The 19,985-nt window shown below is 34.8% G+C and carries 18 protein-coding genes, 1 tRNA gene and 1 pseudogene; 8 read left to right on the top strand and 12 right to left on the bottom strand.

The annotated features are described in order from the left end of the window. Positions 1-22: 22 nt before the first annotated feature. From OPR57_RS03005 to rpsB, 7 genes are read right to left on the bottom strand one after another with little or no spacing between them, the layout of a single operon-like run. The gene (locus tag OPR57_RS03005) at positions 23-649 is read right to left on the bottom strand and encodes a phosphatidate cytidylyltransferase (RefSeq protein WP_065094666.1); all 627 of its coding nucleotides are present in this window, start codon (positions 647-649) and stop codon (positions 23-25) included. Then, on the bottom strand, positions 639-1,334 hold the full coding sequence (uppS, locus tag OPR57_RS03000) for a polyprenyl diphosphate synthase (protein ID WP_006280511.1): 696 nt from the start codon (positions 1,332-1,334) through the stop codon (positions 639-641). Before uppS ends, OPR57_RS03005 begins: the two co-directional genes overlap by 11 nt. Next, positions 1,335-1,709: a hypothetical protein gene (locus OPR57_RS02995; protein WP_265037289.1), complete on the bottom strand. Its 375-nt coding sequence runs from the start codon at positions 1,707-1,709 to the stop codon at positions 1,335-1,337. Between the two features lie 6 nt (positions 1,710-1,715). Continuing rightward, positions 1,716-2,273 carry a ribosome recycling factor gene (frr, locus tag OPR57_RS02990; protein WP_265037287.1) on the bottom strand — a complete coding sequence of 186 codons (558 nt, stop codon included), beginning with the start codon at positions 2,271-2,273 and terminating at the stop codon, positions 1,716-1,718. A 7-nt stretch (positions 2,274-2,280) separates the two neighbouring features. Further along, on the bottom strand, positions 2,281-3,024 hold the full coding sequence (gene pyrH / locus OPR57_RS02985; RefSeq protein WP_265037285.1) for a UMP kinase: 744 nt from the start codon (positions 3,022-3,024) through the stop codon (positions 2,281-2,283). Positions 3,025-3,034: 10 nt separating this feature from the next. After that, the gene (tsf, locus tag OPR57_RS02980) at positions 3,035-3,895 is read right to left on the bottom strand and encodes a translation elongation factor Ts (RefSeq protein ID WP_265037283.1); all 861 of its coding nucleotides are present in this window, start codon (positions 3,893-3,895) and stop codon (positions 3,035-3,037) included. Further along, positions 3,876-4,724 (bottom strand): 30S ribosomal protein S2, encoded by an 849-nt coding sequence (gene rpsB / locus OPR57_RS02975; protein WP_010962661.1) that lies wholly within the window; start codon positions 4,722-4,724, stop codon positions 3,876-3,878. Before rpsB ends, tsf begins: the two co-directional genes overlap by 20 nt. A gap of 191 nt (positions 4,725-4,915) precedes the next feature. Here rpsB and OPR57_RS02970 point away from each other — a divergent pair. The 4 genes from OPR57_RS02970 to OPR57_RS02955 all read left to right on the top strand — a co-directional run bounded on the left by OPR57_RS02970 (position 4,916) and on the right by OPR57_RS02955 (position 8,527). Next, a tRNA-Asp gene (locus OPR57_RS02970) sits at positions 4,916-4,992 on the top strand. 129 nt (positions 4,993-5,121) lie between these two features. Then, entirely contained in the window at positions 5,122-5,565 is a 444-nt protein-coding gene (gene yajC, locus OPR57_RS02965) for a preprotein translocase subunit YajC (RefSeq protein ID WP_265037281.1), read from the top strand. 24 nt (positions 5,566-5,589) lie between these two features. Then, entirely contained in the window at positions 5,590-7,410 is a 1,821-nt protein-coding gene (gene glmS, locus OPR57_RS02960; protein ID WP_265037279.1) for a glutamine--fructose-6-phosphate transaminase (isomerizing), read from the top strand. Positions 7,411-7,606: 196 nt separating this feature from the next. Beyond that, the gene (locus OPR57_RS02955) at positions 7,607-8,527 is read left to right on the top strand and encodes an Rpn family recombination-promoting nuclease/putative transposase (protein WP_265037277.1); all 921 of its coding nucleotides are present in this window, start codon (positions 7,607-7,609) and stop codon (positions 8,525-8,527) included. 532 nt (positions 8,528-9,059) lie between these two features. On the opposite strand, the gene murB is transcribed toward OPR57_RS02955, so the two are convergent. Together murB and hemC are read right to left on the bottom strand one after the other, a co-directional pair. After that, positions 9,060-9,947, bottom strand: coding sequence for a UDP-N-acetylmuramate dehydrogenase (gene murB / locus OPR57_RS02950; RefSeq protein WP_265037275.1), 888 nt, complete (start codon positions 9,945-9,947; stop codon positions 9,060-9,062). Then, positions 9,938-10,816 (bottom strand): hydroxymethylbilane synthase, encoded by an 879-nt coding sequence (hemC, locus tag OPR57_RS02945; protein WP_265037511.1) that lies wholly within the window; start codon positions 10,814-10,816, stop codon positions 9,938-9,940. Before hemC ends, murB begins: the two co-directional genes overlap by 10 nt. A gap of 894 nt (positions 10,817-11,710) precedes the next feature. Between hemC and secD the strand changes: the two genes are divergently transcribed. Further along, positions 11,711-13,219 (top strand): protein translocase subunit SecD, encoded by a 1,509-nt coding sequence (secD, locus tag OPR57_RS02940; protein ID WP_265037272.1) that lies wholly within the window; start codon positions 11,711-11,713, stop codon positions 13,217-13,219. Here the strand turns inward: secD and OPR57_RS02935 are convergent. Further along, a complete protein-coding gene (locus OPR57_RS02935) occupies positions 13,216-14,001 on the bottom strand; it encodes an enoyl-ACP reductase FabI (protein WP_265037270.1) in 786 nt (261 codons plus the stop codon). The genes secD and OPR57_RS02935 overlap by 4 nt on opposite strands. Positions 14,002-14,233: 232 nt before the next feature. On the opposite strand from OPR57_RS02935, the gene OPR57_RS02930 reads away from it, so the two are divergent. Both OPR57_RS02930 and OPR57_RS02925 read left to right on the top strand, forming a co-directional pair. Beyond that, positions 14,234-15,049 (top strand): hypothetical protein, encoded by an 816-nt coding sequence (locus OPR57_RS02930; protein ID WP_265037268.1) that lies wholly within the window; start codon positions 14,234-14,236, stop codon positions 15,047-15,049. A gap of 62 nt (positions 15,050-15,111) precedes the next feature. Continuing rightward, positions 15,112-16,284, top strand: a complete 1,173-nt coding sequence (locus OPR57_RS02925; RefSeq protein WP_265037509.1) for a porin — start codon at positions 15,112-15,114, stop codon at positions 16,282-16,284. 365 nt (positions 16,285-16,649) lie between these two features. On the opposite strand, the gene OPR57_RS02920 is transcribed toward OPR57_RS02925, so the two are convergent. Beyond that, on the bottom strand, positions 16,650-17,597 hold the full coding sequence (locus OPR57_RS02920) for an IS110 family transposase (protein WP_265035888.1): 948 nt from the start codon (positions 17,595-17,597) through the stop codon (positions 16,650-16,652). A gap of 221 nt (positions 17,598-17,818) precedes the next feature. After that, positions 17,819-18,625: pseudogene (locus OPR57_RS02915) on the bottom strand (NAD-dependent DNA ligase); the annotation flags it as partial. A gap of 250 nt (positions 18,626-18,875) precedes the next feature. On the opposite strand from OPR57_RS02915, the gene OPR57_RS02910 reads away from it, so the two are divergent. Further along, a complete protein-coding gene (locus OPR57_RS02910; protein WP_265037266.1) occupies positions 18,876-19,619 on the top strand; it encodes a helix-turn-helix domain-containing protein in 744 nt (247 codons plus the stop codon). Positions 19,620-19,985 lie beyond the last annotated feature (366 nt).

The raw sequence follows: 19,985 nt of genomic DNA, 5'->3' as shown, positions 1-19,985 counted from the left end.
GCACTTTATTTCTTCTGCAGACTTAGCTTATGTAAATAGCAATAAGAGGGGCAGTAAAAATGAAGCTGTCCATACGGTCGAGCACTCCTCCATGGCCAGGTATCATACTTCCACTATCTTTAACACCGTAAGCTCTTTTAACAAGCGACTCAGTGAAATCGCCAAGTTGCGCTAGAATAGCAATTGCAAGGCCAATGATTGGAGAATAAAAAATTGAAAATAGACCAAAAAATATTGATCCAAAAATTGTGCACACTACTCCAGCTAAAATCGCACCAAGAAGTCCTGTCCAAGTTTTTCCAGGGCTAAGAATTGGGCAAATTTTAGCTCCACCAAAATTCTTACCAAATAGGTAGGCAGTAATGTCAATTCCCCAAATGGTTAAGACGAACCATACTAATGCGTATTTTCCCTGTGGTAGATTATATAAATATATTAATGAGGCGCTTGGTAGTGCAATCAATAATAATGCAAAAACGTATAAAATTTTATTTCCTTGGGTTAGATTATACCATTCAAAAGAAGATAAAACTGCTATTGAAAAAATCAATAGGTAAAACGATAAATCACTGAAATATGTAGCAAAGGAAAATATGAATAATATTACTATTGAGGACAACATTCTAATTATAAAATTATTATCTACCATATTTTTTCTCTCTTTTTGTATAATCTTCTAATGCTTTACTCAAATCTTGACAAGAAAAATCAGGCCATAAAGTATCACAAAAATATAATTCAGCATAAGCTGCTTGCCATAATAAAAAGTTGCTTAACCTTTTTTCGCCGCCAGTGCGAATTAATAAATCCAATTTTGGCAAATCTTTAGTATACAGAAATTTTTCAAATTCCTCTTCTGATACATAAGCAATATTTTCTTTTATAATATTGCTTATAGCTTGTGTAATTTCTTGCTTTGCTCCGTAACTGACTGCCACAGTGAGTAATAAACCATCGTTCTTATGTGTCATTTCTTCTGCTTTTTTAATTTGATCCAATATTTTACTGGGTAACAGACTTAAATTGCCAATAAAATTCAACTTAATGTTACAGTTGCAAATGAAATTGACTTTATCTTCATTAGTTAAGACAGAGTAAAATAAATCAAATAGACAGTCAGTTTCGTTTTTGGGTCTAAGCCAATTTTCCATAGAGAATGCATACAAAGTTAAGTAGGGTATGGTTAAGTCCGTACAATACTTGGCAATATCGTATGCAACTTCACTGCCCTTTTTATAACCATCAATTTTTACCCTTCCTTGATTGTTCGCCCATCTACCATTACCATCCATAATAATTGCTAAATGTTTCGGTAAAGATTCTTGATTCAACATTTAAAGTTCACCCGATGTCATAAAAGTAACTGACACACAGCTATACGAACATTGTGCTACCAGGAGGGTGTCATTCCAGTGCCCCGACACTGGAATCCAGAAATTTGATTGCAAGTGAGCACACTGAGCTGATAAGCATAAAAATAGCTGTCTTATGCTAAAACAAACGTCTTTGACGAGATTGTATGAAAAGCTGGATCCCAGTGTCAAGCACTGGGATGACACTTTTGTGTTTGAGGCAAAAACGGCTAACACACTGCCTCCGCGGACAAATGTTCGTAACAGTTGCGTGTCAGCTACTCGGATGACACCCTTCTTGGTGGAATTTGCTCTCAAATCACAACGTTCATATTCACTACTGAAGGTTTCTTTCATATTACCTTAGTGATGCAATATATCCTTTTCTTTGATGGACAATTCACCATCAATCTTTTTTATATTATCATCAGTAATATTTTGTATTTCCTTTTTAGCACCATGAAAATCATCTTCTGAGATTTCTTTATTTTCCTTCATTTTTTCTGTTTCTTCCATAATATCTCTACGTATATTTCTAATGGCAATCCGTGCATTTTCAGCAAACTGATGCAATAATTTCACTAATTTTTCACGGGTTTCTTGTGTTAAGTCCGGAAGAGCTATACGTATGGTATTGCCCTCAACAACAGGATTTAAATTCAAGTTGGCATTTAATATAGCATTTTTCACTTCACCGACAACATTAATATCCCAAATTTTAATTGATAGAGTTTTGTTATCTATAACCGAAACACCTGCAACCTGATTTAACTTTTGATGTCCACCATAGATATTTACAACTATACCATCAAGCAACGATGCGCTAGCTCTACCAGTGCGTACGCCTTTAATATCATCATGAAAGGACTGAATAGTTTTTAGCATTCTTTCTTTTGTTTTAGCTTTTATTTCATTTAACATAAATTACCTACTGTTTACAATCTGAAACTATAGTATAAGTACCTTGACCCTTAATAATATTGACTATTTTTTCTCCCTTCAAAGAAAAAACTATAATTGGAATATAATTCTCACGAGCAAGTGAAATTGCTGATGCATCCATAACTTTTAAATCACGAATCAATAAATCCGTGTAAGAAAGCCTATCATACATTACAGCATCCTCATTTTTTTTCGGATCAGCGGAGTATACACCATTTACTTGCGTACCCTTTAGAATAACATCACAATTCATTTCAACAGCACGTAAGGCTGCAGCTGTATCTGTAGTAAAAAATGGGTTGCCTGTGCCTGCTGCAAAAATTACCACTCTACCTTTTTCTAAATGACGAATAGCTTTCCTTCTTATGTAAGGTTCACATACAGTGGCCATGGGTATTGCAGATAATACCCTAGAAGCTATTAAATTTTTTTCTAAAAAGTTTTGTAAAATTAAAGCATTGATTATAGTTGCAAGCATTCCAATATAATCACTACTTGCTCTTTCACAGCCACTTAAAGACGCAGATGTGCCACGAAAGATATTACCACCACCAACAACAATACATACCTGAACTCCAAGCCTGTTAATATCAGCTATATCTTTGCACAATTGGCTTATTATTCCCATATCATAGCCAAAAGACTGTGACCCCATTAAAGCTTCACCAGAGATTTTAAATAACACTCTGGAATATTTTATTTCGCTTTTTTCATTTGTTGAGGGAAACATTTTTTACCATTTAGTTTGCACCACCCAAAACAAGTAACTTGTAATTAGATAATTTAATAGCACTCACCTCGCTTGATTTTATAAAATCAGAAACCTTCATTTTATCATCCTTTATGAACTTTTGTTCTAGTAAAACAACTTGTTCATAGTACTTAGCCATTCGTCCATCTACTATTTTTTTTGCTACTTCTTCAGGTTTATTTAAGCCCCTCACTTGCTCTTCAATTATAGAACGTTCATTTTTCAACTTCATTTGATCTAAATCATCTATAGACAAAGCTTCAGGCTTCATAGCAACTACATGCATAGCTATTTGTTTCCCAATCTCTTGTAGCTTCGCCTTATCACCAGATGATTGCAATGCAATTAAAGCACCAATCTTACCTAAGCCACACACATCACCATGTACGTAGCCAGCAATAACTCCATCCTTAGCTTCTAAGTAACAAAGCTTGCTTAACTCTAGCTTCTCACCAAGAACTGATGTACCATTCATAATAGCTTCCTGCACTGTGCCAATGCTTTCATACTTGGCATTTTTTAACTCATCAACGCTAGTACAGCGTTCTTGATGAGCAATTGATGCTAAATTTGAAACTAACTCTATAAATTTCTCATTCCTTGCAACAAAATCTGTTTCGCAATTGAGTTCAACCAATGCACCATAATTTTCAGTCAAACACATAGCAACGAGTCCATCTGAAGCTATTCTATCAGATTTTTTGTCAGCTTTAGCAAGACCTATTGTACGCAACTTATCAACGGCTTTCTTGATGTCACCATCACATTCTTCTAATGCTTTTTTACAGTCACTTAAGCCAAGCCCTGTTCTATCACGTAATTCTCTTATATCATCTGGATTCATCTTCATTTGTTACTACCTCCCTTTCTTCTTCTTTGTAAACTTTACTACGTCTCCTTTTAGTTTGCACAATACCGTCTTCTTTTTCTTGAATAAACTCATCACCCCTTATATCATCAATCTTAACTCCAGATTTTGCTAGACTAGACTCTATTCCAGCTAATATAGAGTCGGTAGCTAATTTACAATAGAGCTCTATTGATTTTCTTGAGTCATCATTTCCAGGTATGAGATAAGTAATACCATCTGGATCAGAATTAGTATCAAGTATTGCAACTATTGGAATTCCTAACTTCTTAGCTTCCTTAACCGCTATATGCTCTTTATTAGTATCAATGATGAATAAGATATCAGGAATTGCTCCCATTTCTCTAATACCGCCAAGCGCCTTATCAAGCTTTTGCTTTTTCTTTTCAATGTTTCCCAATTCTTTCTTTGTTAAAATGCTATCCTCGTCATTTAATATTTTCTCATATTGCATCAAGGTTTTTATCGAAGAAGAAACAGTGCCCCAATTAGTAAGCATACCACCAAGCCAACGATGATTCACATAATATTGACCACAACGAATCGCTTCACTTGCAATAATATCAAAAGCTTGAAACTTTGTACCAACAAATAGAATGCGACCACCTTGAAATGCAACGTCATATAAAGCCTTCATGGCCACCTGTAGCAATGGTAATGTTTTTCGCAAATCAATTATATGTATACGATTTTCTTGATGCACTCCATATATGTATGGAGCCATTTTTGCGTTCCAGCGACTAATTTTGTGACCAAAATGTACACCAGATTCAGCTAAATCACGCACAGTGACTTTAGGCAAATTTGTCATATATCATTCCTCCAAATAGTTTATCTTCCATGGCATAACCCTAATGGGACTACTTGTACAAGCCATGTATGAAATTAAATTATTTACATAGTAATAGAAAAGACAGCAAAGCGCAAACAAAAAATATTGACAAAGGGCAACATGTTTATTAGCTTTAAAGTTGAAGCCCAGAAACGCTAAAAAGAAATTAGGGGGGTGTAGCTCAGTTGGTTAGAGCGCATGCCTGTCACGCATGAGGTCGTGAGTTCAAGTCTCATCACTCCCGCCATATTAGTTTTAGCATAACTTAGAATTCGCAACCGGTATTGAGAAATGCTTTCACCAAACTTGACATGGTATGGTATTGCAATTAATACTTAAATAGGTTTATTTTTATCGTTAACAATTAGGATTAAATATGTTCATTTCTGAAGTTTTTGCAGCAGATGCAACTAGCAATACATCGAGTATCGGTGCATCTTTTACTAGTTTTATTCCATTGATTTTAATATTTGTGGTATTTTATTTTCTCATTATGCGCCCACAACAAAAAAAACTAAAAGAACATAGAAAGATTATAGATCAAATAAAGCGTGGTGATACAGTCATTACTTCTGGTGGAATAATAGGTGAAGTTAATAAAGTTGATGAGGCAAATGCACAATTTATAATAGAAATAGCACCAAAAGTTGAGGTGAAAGTCCTAAAGTCCGCTATATCTGAAGTTTTAAACAAAGAAACTCAAAAAGTGGCAGCTAAACCAATTGAAAAAGGCAAAATCGAAAAAAATGATAGAAAAAATAAAAATCAACCAGAGGAAAGTATAAAGGGAAAAGACGATAAAGGTAAAAATGCCTCATAACTCTAAAAAAAGGTTCATTTGGTTGTGTGCGGAATATTTGGTGTAGTAAGTAGCGGTGATTCAGTAATACCAACTTTACTAACTGGGTTGCAAAAATTGGAATATAGGGGATATGATTCCTCAGGTATAGCAATCATAAATAACGAAGGCGAGATAGAAGTCAAAAAATCAGAAGGTAAAGTCGAAAGGTTATGTGAAGTTGTTGATGACAGCAAGATGTCTCACAGTACAGTTGGTATAGCACATACTCGCTGGGCTACACATGGAGTCCCAGGCCTTAAAAATGCTCACCCTATTCGTACAAATAATGTTGTTGTTGCTCATAACGGCATAATTGAGAATTACAATCTGCTAAAAAAGGGCCTAGAAGAAAGGGGAATGTCATTCCATACTGACACTGACACAGAGATCATACCAAACATGTTGACCTTATATCTTGATGAAGGATTGTCGCCAGTTGATTCTCTATTTAAGTGTTTAAACAACTTACATGGCTCATTTGCCTTGGTCTTATTATTTGCAGAATATCCAGACGCCTTATTTGTTGCGAAGAGAAATTTGCCTTTAGCAATAGGCTATAACTGTAACACAGTGTTTGCTGCATCTGACTCTAATGCTTTAAGCGCATTTGTGGAAAAAATATCGCATTTGGAAGATGATGACATTGCAGTAATAAAATCTAGTGGAGTTAGTATATACAACAATGGTACACAAGTTAAACGCAGTATAGAAAATAGTAGTCCGAGTGATTTTCTAATTAGCAAAAATGGTTACCCTAGCTTCATGTTAAAAGAGATTTTTGAGCAACCGCGTGCATTAAACAAGACAATAAATCAATTTTACAAGCAATATAAAGAGGTAATATTTGCTAATAAAAAATTGTTTTCTGAGCTGAGTTACATCACTATAGTTGGATGCGGGTCATCTTATTTTGCTGGGCTAATAGCAAAGTATTGGCTGGAAAGTGTCGCTCAAGTTCGAGTATATCTAGAAATCTCATCAGAATTTAGGTATAGCAACGTCAAGCTGGAAGAAGGCAGCATTGGGTTATTCATCTCTCAATCTGGCGAAACTGCAGATACCATAGAAGCGCTACGTTATGCGAAATCACAGAAGCAAATAATCATAAGTATAACTAATACATTTAGCAGCAGCATTGAAAAGATCTCAGATATTGTGTTACATACTCTTGCTGGGCAAGAAATTGGTGTTGCTTCAACAAAAACCTTTTCTGCGCAACTTGCAACTTTAGCATGCTTTGCTGTGGAGCTTGGAAAAATAAAAGGTATACTAAGTGGAGAGAGAATAAAACAGCTAAGCAGTGCTATCAATTCTATTCCCGAGTATGTTGAGCACGTTTTGAATGTGATGAAAATACAACATATATCGGGCAGTATATTAGAACACAATAACGTTATTTTAATCGGCAGAGGAAGTTCATACGGAGTTGCAATGGAAGGCGCATTGAAGATAAAAGAGCTTTCATACATCAATACAACTGGTATTGCAGCGGGAGAAATGAAGCATGGTTCTATTGCTTTAATAGACTCTACTGTGCTTGTTATAGCAATTATCCCTTATGATGATTTATTCTTTAAAACGCTATCTAATATACAAGAGATTATTGCAAGAAAAGGCAAAGTAATTGCCTTCAGTGATAAGCAAGGAGCACCATTCCTAAGGGGAGTTTGCGCAGATGTTGTGCAACTTCCAGACACTGATAATTTTATCTCTCCAATCATCTACAGTGTTGCTATGCAATTCCTTGCTTACTTTACTGCAGCAAAAAAAGGGTTAGATGCAGATTGTCCAAGAAATTTAGCTAAGTCTGTCACGGTTGAGTAGTCCATTTAAAGTTAAAGCTAAACTTCTAATTAAGGTAACCAGACTGCATTCTGTGATTTTTTTTTAGCAAAGCACGATCTTTCATTTGAGCTTTCTTCAATTTAAAGTAAATACAGAAAATTGCTATCTTCAAAAATATGGTTGAATAATTGTTAATAATAGTGTATAATTATTAATATTTTTAAGCACTTTGGCTATGGCTTTATCTAAGTTTCTCGACCCTAAGCTGGATTTAACCTTCAAAAAAATATTTGGCACTGAAAAAAATAAGAATATTCTCATACATTTTTTGAATGATATTTTAGGATTTACCGAGATAAATACCATACAAGAAGTGGAATTCCTCAGTACTATAATGGATCCTGAAATTGCATCTGATAAGCAAAGTATAGTTGATGTTCTTTGCAGGGATTCTAGTGGGGCCAGGTATGTGATTGAAATGCAGCTTACTCGCGATAAAGGCTTCGAAAAACGAGCTCAACTATATGCTGCTAAGGCTTACTCAAGGCAAGCTGATAAATCTGGTAAGTACATTGATTTAAAGAAGGTTTTCTTTATTGCTATCTCTAATTGTAATTTATTTCCTGATAAGCTTGATTATATATCCAGCCACACTATAAGAGATGAGAAAACCAATGAGCATGACTTAAAAGATTTTCAATTTGTATTTATTGAACTACCTAAATTTCCTAAGAATAAGGAAGAACAGCTAGAAAGCATAGTGGATCGTTGGTTATTTTTCTTCAAATATGCAGATGAAACTACGGAAGAAGACTTAAGGAAAATAGCAGAAAAAGCACCAATAATAAAGTTAGCCTACGATGAATTAGACAGGTTTAGCTGGAATGAAAAAGATTTAGTAGCTTACGAAGAAAGAATAATGGATCTACGTAAGGAAGAAGCCATTCTTGAATACAGACTTGACCTTGCTACTGAAAAAGGCATCCAAATTGGTGAAGAAAGAGGCATCAAAATTGGTGAAGAGGAAGGCAAAATTGAAGGAAAAATCGAAGTCGCAAAAGCAATGCTGGCTAACAATGTTGATGTCAACACTATTGTCAAGTTTACTGGCCTTTCTATTAGTGAGATTGAAGAATTAAGTGTGAACGGTTACTAATTAAGGACTTTAATTATCAATCATAAGTCACTGAATTTCGGTAGTAAATTTGTTGCCATTATCCATATTGCACAATTGGTATCCGTTCAGCAGAGTGGAAAAATAGGTAGATAAAGTGCTCTAAAAAGATAATCATAGAGTAAATGTGAGGTAAGTCCTTACAATAAATGGTGTCATCCCAGTGCCCAGACACTGGGATCCAGAAAAATTGACTGTAAACAAGCACACTATACAACATTTTCGTATCCGTTCAGCGAAGTGGCAGAATAAGGTAGACAAGGTGATCTAAAAAGATAATCATAAAGTAAATGTGAGGTAAGTCCTTACAATAAATGGTGTCATCCCAGTGTCAAGCACTGGGATGACACCATTTATTGTAAACTCACTTTTACTCTATAGTCTTGCTGCTACCCTGAACGGATACAGATTAACCACATTACCTCACGTTTTCTCTATGATTATTTTTTTAGATCACCTTGTCTACCTTATTTGCCGTTCTCCTGAACGAATATACAGAAGCTATAAAAACTATCTAATAGCTACCCAAAACCCTTATTTCCCACTCAAGTTCAACATTAAATTTATCCTTTACTGCATCTTTTACTCTGTTGCCAAGGTTTTCCAAGTCAGATGCAGTTGCATTATCGTAATTGAGCAAGAAGTTACAATGTTTCTTAGAGATTCTAGCTCCACCAATATTTAACCCTAGGCAGCCAGATTTATCAATTAACTCCCATGCTCGGTAGTTTTTTGGATTTTTGAATATGGACCCAGCAGTTTTTCCTCTTATTGGCTGGCTTTTATTTTTTCTCTCAACAATTTCCTTTAACCTTTGCAATATAAGCTCATACTCTGAGTTTACTCCTTTAAACTCAGCTTCAACAAAAATCCAATTTCCTTTTAGGCTATGTCCACGGTAAAAATACCCCATTTCTTCGCTGGAGAACTCATATAGGTTTCCATCCTCTAGATTCACTGCTTTTATGGATTGTACAACGCTTGCGATGTCACTACCATACGCACCTGCATTCATTTCTATTCCGCCACCAACTGTTCCTGGAATTCCAACTAGAAACTCGAGTCTACTAATTTGTTGCTCTCCTGCAAAGTAAGCAAGGTTCCTGAGCAGCGCAGCACCACCTGCAACAATAGAGTTGTTACCCTTACTTTTAATATATGCAAACTCCTTACCTAATTTTACTGTTATTCCTCGAATGCCACTATCTCGTACTATTATGTTGGATGTTGCACCAATAACGCTAATTGGCAGTTCAGTATTTTTAATCAAGTATGTTAAATCTTCAATATCACATGGTTTAAATAACACATCAGCTCGTCCACCGACGTTTAACCACGTCGCTTTAGACATTAAGACGTCATAACGATAGATTCCACGTACTTTAGGTAAGCTTATAAGCATTTTGATTTCAACTCTAATCCTGCATCCATACCCATTTCTTCTGCATCTTCTATAAATGAAGTGCGCTCAGTAAAGTATATATCTTTTTCATTTGCTAACATACAACGAAGATGTAGCATATTTTCGCTCACATATTCAGCCAAAGCTGCAAGTGGTGTGAAACACGAACCATTCACTGTTTTCATAAAACTGCGCTCTGATTTCACTCTTATAAAAGACATATTATTATTAATTTTCTCTAAAAGATCGATAATTTTTACATCATTCCTTCTACATTGAATACAAATCGCCCCCTGCCCCACTGCACTTAACATAACTTTTGGTGGCAATACCTCTGTAATCAAGTGATGTTTTTCTAATCTTATGAGTCCTGCTTCAGCTAGAATTATTCCATCAAAACTTTGATTTTGCAATCTGGTTGTTACATTTCCACGTAGCGATATTATATTTAGATCTGGTCTAACATTTAACAACTGAACTTTTCTTCTTATTGAAGAAGTGGCAATAGTAGCCTGCTGTGGCAAAGACTCAAGGCTATTGTGTTTATGAGAAATAAACGCATCGCATGAACTTAGCCTTTCTAAAACACAAGGAATTGTTAAACCCCCTGAGAAAAACGCAGGCATATCCTTTAGCGAATGAACTGCCATGTCTATATTATTTTCGAGCAATTCAGTCTCAATTTCTTTAATGAATAATCCTTTGCCTCCTATTTCAGCAAGATTTGCGTTTGCATACTTATCTCCAGAAGTTTCTATTTTAACAATTTCAATAGATAAGTTAGGAAAAGAATCCAGCAACTTTTGTTTTGCTTCCAAAGCCTGGGCAACTGCAAGCTTGCTTCCTCTGATACCTATTTTGACTAGCATATGTACGATTGTTTGTCTGATGTCATTCAAGTAGCTGACTACTTGAATCCAGTTTATATAAACCTTTGCATTTATTGTACTTTAACTTAAAACCAAAAGCAACTTTGCCTTTACAAAATAATAACCTTTTATATGCATAAATAAGCTTACTGGATTCTAGTGCCTCCTATCCAAGTAGCTGACACTGGTTCCTTTATGACGGTGTCATCCGAGTAGCTCCTTCGGTGTCATCCCAGTGCCCTGATTACTTGGATCCAGGAAAAAGAATGATGTTATTCCAGTGCTCCTTTTTTTGTCATCCCAGTGCTTGACACTGGGATGACATCTCTCTTAAATTGCAATTAATCCAAACATTAAGAAATTTACCAAATAAAAAAAAAGGCACACGAAACCCTAGTCATTGTCTATTTTCAGTATTGGCGTTTTTTAAGCCTTAAACACTGCAATTTAGCTGCTTTTAATTGCAACTAACCTTAGCTATAAATGTTTAAGAAATTTACTAGGCAGAAAAAAAAGGCAAAGAAAACCTAGGGTAGCTAGTATTCAAATTCTCCCTTGTTCTATTTGACGTCTTTTGATGTCTTGAACGCTTTATAAGCGCGTTTCAGCTTATATAGGTAAAAACCTAGAAATTTGATAAAGACATAAGGTGCACATAGTGCAAAAAATTAAGCATGATTTACGCCAAATACAAAGTTCCCTTTGTCGTTTTAATCTGCAGATTGCGAAGATAAATAAATAGCTTCAGTATCATGATAAGGGCGCTGGCGAAGGGTGTCAAGCAAGTTTTTCGTTTCTGCGGGCTACTTGGATAGGTTATTTGGACAATAGAGAATTTTACAAAAATCTATTTTTAACTTACAATCAATTATTACAATTTTAAACCTACAACTTATGTACAACAGACTTATAGTCAAATCTTTTTCAGTATTATGCATCTGTTTATTTGCTTTATACATAACACTGCCAAATTTCTTTGATAATAAGCTTTTTATTTCGAAAAAAAGAATAAACTTAGGCCTTGACCTGAAAGGAGGGGCATCTTTGCTTTTAAACATAGACTTAGACTTCTATTTTAAGGAAAAGCTAAGCATGCTAGCAGCTGAGATAAAAGAGACATTGCTAACAAAAAATATTGAATCTAACGTACAAAATAGCGTTATAATTTTAAATAATATTGATGATTATAAAAAAGCATCTGTGTTGATTAATGTAATAAATCCAAATTTAGAGCTAAATAGAAGAAATTCTTCAATTCTCATTTCGTATAAACCCCATTATAAAAATTCTTTGATCAGTGAAGTAGCTGCAGAATCAATAAACAATGTCCAGCGCCGTTTGGACAAACTTGGCACAAAGGAAGTCAGCGTTCAAAAACAAGGGCAGAATAAAATATTAGTGCAGGTGCCTGGAGTAGAAGACACCAAGCAGATAAAATCTCTGCTTGGCAAAACTGCTAAACTAGCTTTTCATTTGGCAAACACTAACATAGCCAAGGTGCAGGATATAGATCATGAAACCACTGTCATGCTCAAGGATTCTTTAGGTAATTCTTATCCAATATTCCGCAAAACTGAAATAGGTGGTGATTCGTTGGTTAACGCATCAGTTAGATTTGGTCACTTAGGTAAACCAACAGTGCATTTTAAATTTGACAGCATAGCGAGTAAAAGATTCGCAAAAATCACTAAAGAAAATGTGGGAAAACCTTTTGCAATTGTTCTGGATAACACAGTCTTAACAGTACCTACAATACGTGAGCCAATTTTAAATGGAGAGGGAGAAATTAGCGGTAATTTCACTGAAAAACAAGCAAGCGAACTTGCAATACTTTTAAAATCTGGAGCACTGCCAGCACCACTTAAAATAATTGAAGAAAAAAACATTGGCCCAAGTCTTGGAGAAGAATCAATAAAGGCAGGGGAAATGGCAGCAACTATCTCTATTATAGCCGTGGCTTTATTTATAATCATCACTTACGGCAAATTAGGTGTATTGGCCTCTGTTGCGCTTTTTTCTAATGTAATTCTTATATTATCAATTCTCACTCTGCTTGAAGCAACTCTAACTTTACCTGGAATTGCCGGTATTGCGCTTACTGTCGGTATGGCGGTGGATGCAAATGTTTTAATATTTGAGCGAATTCGTGAGGAAATCAAATCTGGCAAGAGAGTGGAACGTGCTATTGAAGAAGGGTTTAAAAACGCCATAAAGACAATACTGGATTCAAATATCACTACATTAATTGCTGCAGGAATAATGTTTATTATTGGCAGTGGAGCAATTAGAGGCTTTTCTGTCACTCTATCAATAGGAATTTTATGTTCGATGTTTTCTGCAATCACAGTCACAAAACTCCTGATAGAGTTGTGTATGAACCCGAAGGAACTAGTGCTTTGTTAGTCAACCACCTTCATTCCCACAACGTTATATCCTGAATCGACGTGCAAAATTTCTCCAGTAGTGCCACTACTTAAGTCACTTAATAAGTATAGCGCTGCCTTGCCAACATCCTCTATTGTGACATTGCGTCTGAGCGGAGAATTATTTCTATTCCATTTTGATATGGAGTGAAAATCGCTTATTCCAGAAGATGCTAGAGTTCTGATTGGACCAGCGGAAATTGCATTTACTCTGATATTTTGTGGTCCAAGATCACATGCTATATATTTTACACTTGCTTCAAGTGCTGCTTTACATAAACCCATAACGTTATAATTTGGCATAACTTTTTCAGCGCCATAATAAGATAAAGTAAGTAAACTACCACCACCTGACATCATTTTTTCAGCCCTTTGCGCTAAAGCAGTAAAAGAATAGCACGATATATGCATTGCATTGAGGAAGTTATCCAGTGAAGTATTGACATATTTACCATCTAACTCATTTTTATCGGAGAATGCTATTGCATGCACCAAAAAGTCAAGAGTACCCCATTTTTTCTCTATTATTTCAAAAGCGTTATCTATGATTTTTTCATTTGAAACGTCGCAGTGTAATATTAGCTCCACATTTAGTTCATCTGCTATTGGTGATAGTTTTTCTTTTATTATTTCATTCTGGTAGGTGATTGCAAGTTCTGCTCCGTGCTCTGAGAGAGTTTTTGCTATACCGTATGCTATTGATCTCTTATTTATTATTCCGGTTATTAATCCCTTTTTGCCTTGTAATAGACTTGTCGTCATAGAACTATCTGTTTTTTTATAATTTGGAATATTAACTAGGCAAAGTCAAGATCAACTATGTTTTAAAATATTTTTTGCAGTAACTTGAAGTCTATAAACAGTAATCTTGATTCTTCTACAACAAAGCTGCCCCATATGACATTTTGTCTATACCCAATTAAGCATATTAATAAGTAAGTAAATCTTAATATAATCTTATTATACTTATAAATACGCTGTATAGAATGAAAGTATGGATGATTTCATAACTGCAAGAAGAAAAGATGATGCTGTGGTATCTGTTTGTCAGGATAATAAGAAAAAAAACGTGTTAATTTTAGGGCTCAATCAAGCCGCAAGGAATTTGTTAAAATACGAGGAAGGAAATTTACTTAATAAGCCGTTAATCAATATTTTAAGTGCAAGAGCAGCTGACGACATGAAGAATTATTTAGAGTATACCGAAAATGGGCACGATTTACTTGATATATTACCTAAAGTGATAGATTTTTCCTTAACTGATGCTAAAGGAGAAGATATCAGGACAAAAGTAAAAGTTTTCCGCACTGCACAATTTGCCAGTAATAAAATAAATTATGAGCTATTAATACGTGATATCAGTTTGTCCCATAAACTAGGAATCTTTAGAGATAAATATCTAATGGGTAAAAAATATAAAAACCATGACTTATTCGATATACCTGGCAATGAGTCCACTATTCTAGAGTTATACGTTATATTAAATTTTGCCTTTCAACATCAAATTAATACAGCTATAGGAGTGATTGACTTAAATAGTAGCTGTAGTGAGACAAATGATGCACTGAAAGTTATCATAGAACATTTTTATAAAAATTGCCGTAGTGATGATTTTCTAGGGTATATTGATGAGAATAAAGTGCTTTTTGTTTTGATTAACTGCGATGTAAAAAGTACATCTAAAATAATTAATCGTATACATTCTGCCATTAATAAGCAGTTATTAATGCAAAATTTACCAAGTATATCAATAATTTATGGTAATATAGCTCAAAAACGGGCAGCAAAATCTACCAGCGGCGCCTTCTGAAAAGTTGTTTTTTATTTATATTGAGTTTAAACTTAAATTTTTATAAAGATTTAAGTTTATTTATGAAGTTAAGGTACTACCTGGTAGCACTGCTTTCATCATTATTTTTGCAGAATAGTGCTAGCTCTAAAACAATTTTGGATAAGGAAATATTTTATGCAGAACTAGACGGAAAAATAGATTTGAGATTCGGCTACGCTTTCAACAGAGATTCTTTCAATGCTAAGCCTAAGGATAAAACTTCAAGTTATTCATACTTGCGCTTTCTTTATTTACAGCAAGTTTATCCAAATACTCAAATGGTGGTTAATGTTAAGGCAGGGGTTTCTGGTATTGCAAACCTAAAAGCGTTAGACATAGAAAAGTTAGACATGGAGGAATGGTATTTTATCATAAAAAACCAGGAACTTGGATCAATTGAATATGGTAAAAGAAGTTTAGTTAGTCAGAGCATGTTAACTAACACTTCAAAAATTTATGCAGCTGCTGGAGGAGTAAATGGTTGCTGGGCAAACTATGCAAATTTGCGCGGTGATCCTAAAAAAGATGGTGACCCTGGATATGATAAAGACAAGGTATTTTGGGTAAAACCCAACATTTACAGTAATTATAATGGACTCGAACTAGGGTTAAAACAATCATCAATTAACTACATCTCCCCTGAAATCTATAACTTTCAACTCGGATTCAGCTATGTCCCAGGAAAAAATAACTTACAATATAGCAATCTAATTGCTGCTGGCCTTTCCTATAAAAACAGCTTGTCAGATGATATAGGTTTTACTACTGCCTTAACTGGTGAATTTGCAAAGGAAAATTTTAATGACTGTACAAATAAAAATCCTAGCGATCTTCAGTGTCATAATCAATTACTACACTGGAATTTTGGTTTGAAGCTAAAATTGTTCGATCTTGATTGCATTTTTTCGTATGGTAATGGTGGTAAATCTGGTGAGAAGCGTAATCCTGAAATAAATAATACGTATTATATGAATGCAGGTATCGCTTACCGTTCTGATTCTTATAAATCGAGCTTAACATATTTTAGTAGTGGCAGGGATATTGCAGGCGAAGGTACAAACGAGTTAACATCATATGCTTTAAGCCTTGAAAATTCTCTTTTTTTAGGTACTTCATACTATTTCGATATTGTAAAGTTTAGTACAAAAGAGCCTAAAATAGAAAATAACAACTCTGGTTATGTGCTCTTGGCTGGGTTGAAGTTGAGCTTTTAATAAGGTTGCATTGCTTCCTGTCATCTCAATGATTGACACACAACTGTACAAACATTGTCTACCAGTAGGATGTCATCCGAGTAGCTGACACTGGAATCCAGCTTCTATGCAACCTCATCAAAAACATTCATTTAGTGTAAGATCAGCTACTTTTCATGCTATAGTATCAACTATGTTTTTTTAAAAATTTTTTATTTGTAGTTTTGCAACTTCATATGGGCAATAAAAACCCATTTGTTATAGAAACAGAATTTTGTATCAAACAGCCACCACAGCAATTTCTGCTTAAGTTAATGAATATGCGCTTTTAATGTGTGTGGACGCGCATATTCATTAACCAATTTCAGTTATTGCTATGTAAATTTTTAAATATGCAAATTAACTGCTTCTTTAAGCCTTGCATTAGCAATCACTATTATTTTACGCATTAGAGCTGTTATAGCCACCATCTTTTTCTTACCACTTTCAATAAGCTTAGAATAAAAGGCACCAAGTGCAGATTTGGACCTTGCAGCAGCCATGGCAGCTGTAAAAAGCTTTGAACGAACGTTACTTCTTCCACCTATAATCCTTCGGTAGCCAATAGCTTTACCACTTTCCTTAGGATGAGGCGCAACACCTGCAAGGCTTGCAATTTGCCTTTTATTTAAAGAACCAAGTTCCGGTATGAGACACAATAAACATTGAGAGGTTTTTCTACCTATTCCAGGGACTGTTTCAAGAATTTTTTGGCATCGTTGCAATTCAGGATTTTCATTGACTATTTTTTGTATAGCTTGATCAAGCTTTTCTACCTGGTTGTTGAGGAATTCAATAGCTTGTTGACAACTTTCCTTAATGTAATCATTTCCAGGAGTTTTTAGCCTATTCTTCTCTTGAACAAGCATTTTCGTAATATCGTCACGACGCTGACAAAGTGCAAACAAGGTGGTTTGTTCTTTTGAGATAGGTGTAAATAGCTGCAGATGTCCACAACGCTCAGAACCATATTGGGCAAGCGCTTTTGCATCAAGACTGTCGGTCTTTGCCAAAGTTCCATGAGATAGAATGAAGTTTTTAACTTGACGAGTATTAGCACGATGCACAGCAATGTTTCTATCAATAAGAAAATACAATAAGCCAAGCTCATAACCTCCTGTAGCTTCTAAAATTACCATGGAGTTGGGCAAGATATTTGAAAATTTTTGGTAGAATTGTTTCCAACCAACACAACTATTGTCAAATTTGATGACACCTTTTTGTTCATTAACTGCAGTAACAAATTCAAGTTTTCCGATATCAATGCCAATAAAATTTTGATAAGATGTAACCATAAAGAACCTCGAGAGTTTAAGTTAAAATTTAAGATTGTAAACGGGTGCATATATATGTCCCAAACAACTATTCAAACGTCTCGAAGGATAGGCTTGAGTACCTTGATATCTACGTATGTTATAATACTACCGTCTTACGGTCGCTCAAGCCTGGCGATAACCACATTTTTATAGAGTTATCTTCCTTCTTGCTTCTTTTTATATCACATTTCCAACTTACAATTTCCTAATCTATCATGTAATTTCAAATCATTAACCTTATAGACTATGCCATCGATATCATAGCCTAAATTATGACGATTACTATAGATTCGATCATAGAACTCCAACATTTCGCCTACATTGTTTGCTAAAAATTTATATTCATTAACACAAAAGCCAAGTTCTTTCAGTCTATTTAATACTTCAAATTGAGTCTTTTCTGTACCGCCAATCAAAGAATAAACAAAATATTTCAATGGCCTACTAGCGGTAACCTTTGAATCCAATTGTCTTAATGAACCGGATGCCGTATTGCATGGATTTGAAAATTGATTATCCTTATTTAATTTTAAAAAATCATCATTTCTTATATAGACTTCGCCCCTTACTTCTAATCTGCCTTGTACACCTTGCAAAAATTTAGGGAAATCTTTTATAGTTGCGATATTTTTTGTCACATCCTCACCATAGTAACCGTCTCCACGAGTCGAACCCTTAATAAATACACCATCCTCATAAATCGCAGAAAACGATAAGCCATCAATTTTTGGCTCACATACTATCTCCAACTCGTGCACATTCAGAAGTTTTTTAACCCTAGCAAGAAACTCTTCAACTTCATCTCGTCCATGAGCCTTGTCCAACGAGAGCATTGGTACAATATGTTCCACCTCTAAAAATCTTCTATCAGGCGCAGAACCAACAGTTTGAATATCTACTTTTTTTACCAGTTCATCGTACTCTGCATCGGTTATTTCTTGCGTATTTTCCCGATAGTACAACTCGTTGTGGCGTTTTATTTCCTCTTGTAATGCATTTTTATTCATAACTCTTACCTCTCTATTACTATCTCAGTATACAGCGTCAATGGTAAATCAATTATTAACTTATGCACTCACTTTCGTGGTATCTTACAAATAAAATTCCCGCTTTGCTAGTGTTTTTTATTAAAGATATAACATTTAAATAAAAATAGAAAAGTATTTAACTTTGCCGCTTGGCTAGCTAAAAAACGTTTTATCTTTAATAAAATTTTATAAAAGGGTATATATATTTGTACTGCAATTGAATAAAAACATGAGTACCGAAAAGAAGATAGATACTGATTCTTTATGTTACTACATAACTCAAAAGGTTAAAAATGTTAGATTTGAGCTAAACTGCACTCAAGCAGAGTTCGCAGAAAAAACTGGTGTAGCAAAGTCACTAATAGGAAAGTATGAGCGAGGAATACACAGTATTCTACCTGATACTCTCGAGAAGATAGCAAACAAATCATCGCGTGATATTGAATATTTCTTCCCGGAGCCAATAAATTGTATTAACAGTGAGGACAAGAAGTCATTTGATTTAGTGCAAACCCTAAAAAGAATTAAGGACCGGAAGGTTCGTGATGCGGTGTGTGTACTAACTAGATTTTTGTCAGAAGGAATTCAAATTAGTAAGGTTACAGAAGAGATAAGACCTATAAGCTACCAAATGGCGCATAAGGCAAAAGATTGGCGGTTTGCAAGAGGGTCTACACGGATGGAATTAGCGGATAAAACCGGATTACCCTATAAGCAAATAGGCAGATATGAGCAAGGGGAGGTATCGTTCAAAAAGCCACCTCAACTGGCAGACGGATTATCATTACCCCATAGAGCTCTACTACCTACATCAAAAGCAGAAAGTTATTGTGAAGATGAGGATGGTCAAGGAGAAAACAAGATATTGAGTATAATGCAAGAATATCAAAAAATTGGTGATCAAAGATTAAAGGATTCATTGTGCACATTTGTGTCTGAGATAGTAAAAATCAGCGAGGAAAACCTAAGATAAAAAGATATACCTTTATAGATATTTATATATAATATTTTTTTTACGCATAGCTTTTATATTTAGGAGCTAAGAGTGGAAAAACTACAGAAAATAATAAGAGCTATAAAAGGTGTATCTATAGCCAATTTTGTGAACCTCAGTTATACAAAGAAGTTTCAAGCAAGGACTGTGATTTAGATAAAATAAAGTCATTGATAGAAAGTGGTTAACGAATGCAGCAGTAACACCTTTGCACAAAGTTGGACTGTTGTAAAGCTGTTTATAAAGAATAAAAAGGGTATACGATTTGTCTAACTTCAGCAGCGAAAGAGAAGTGGGAGGTTACACAGGGATGATATGGATTCCCCGTATGTAATTCAGGAATTT

Source organism: Wolbachia endosymbiont (group A) of Anomoia purmunda, from assembly GCF_947251545.1.
In the GTDB taxonomy this organism is placed as follows: domain Bacteria; phylum Pseudomonadota; class Alphaproteobacteria; order Rickettsiales; family Anaplasmataceae; genus Wolbachia.
This window is presented reverse-complemented; position numbering and strand designations above follow the sequence as displayed.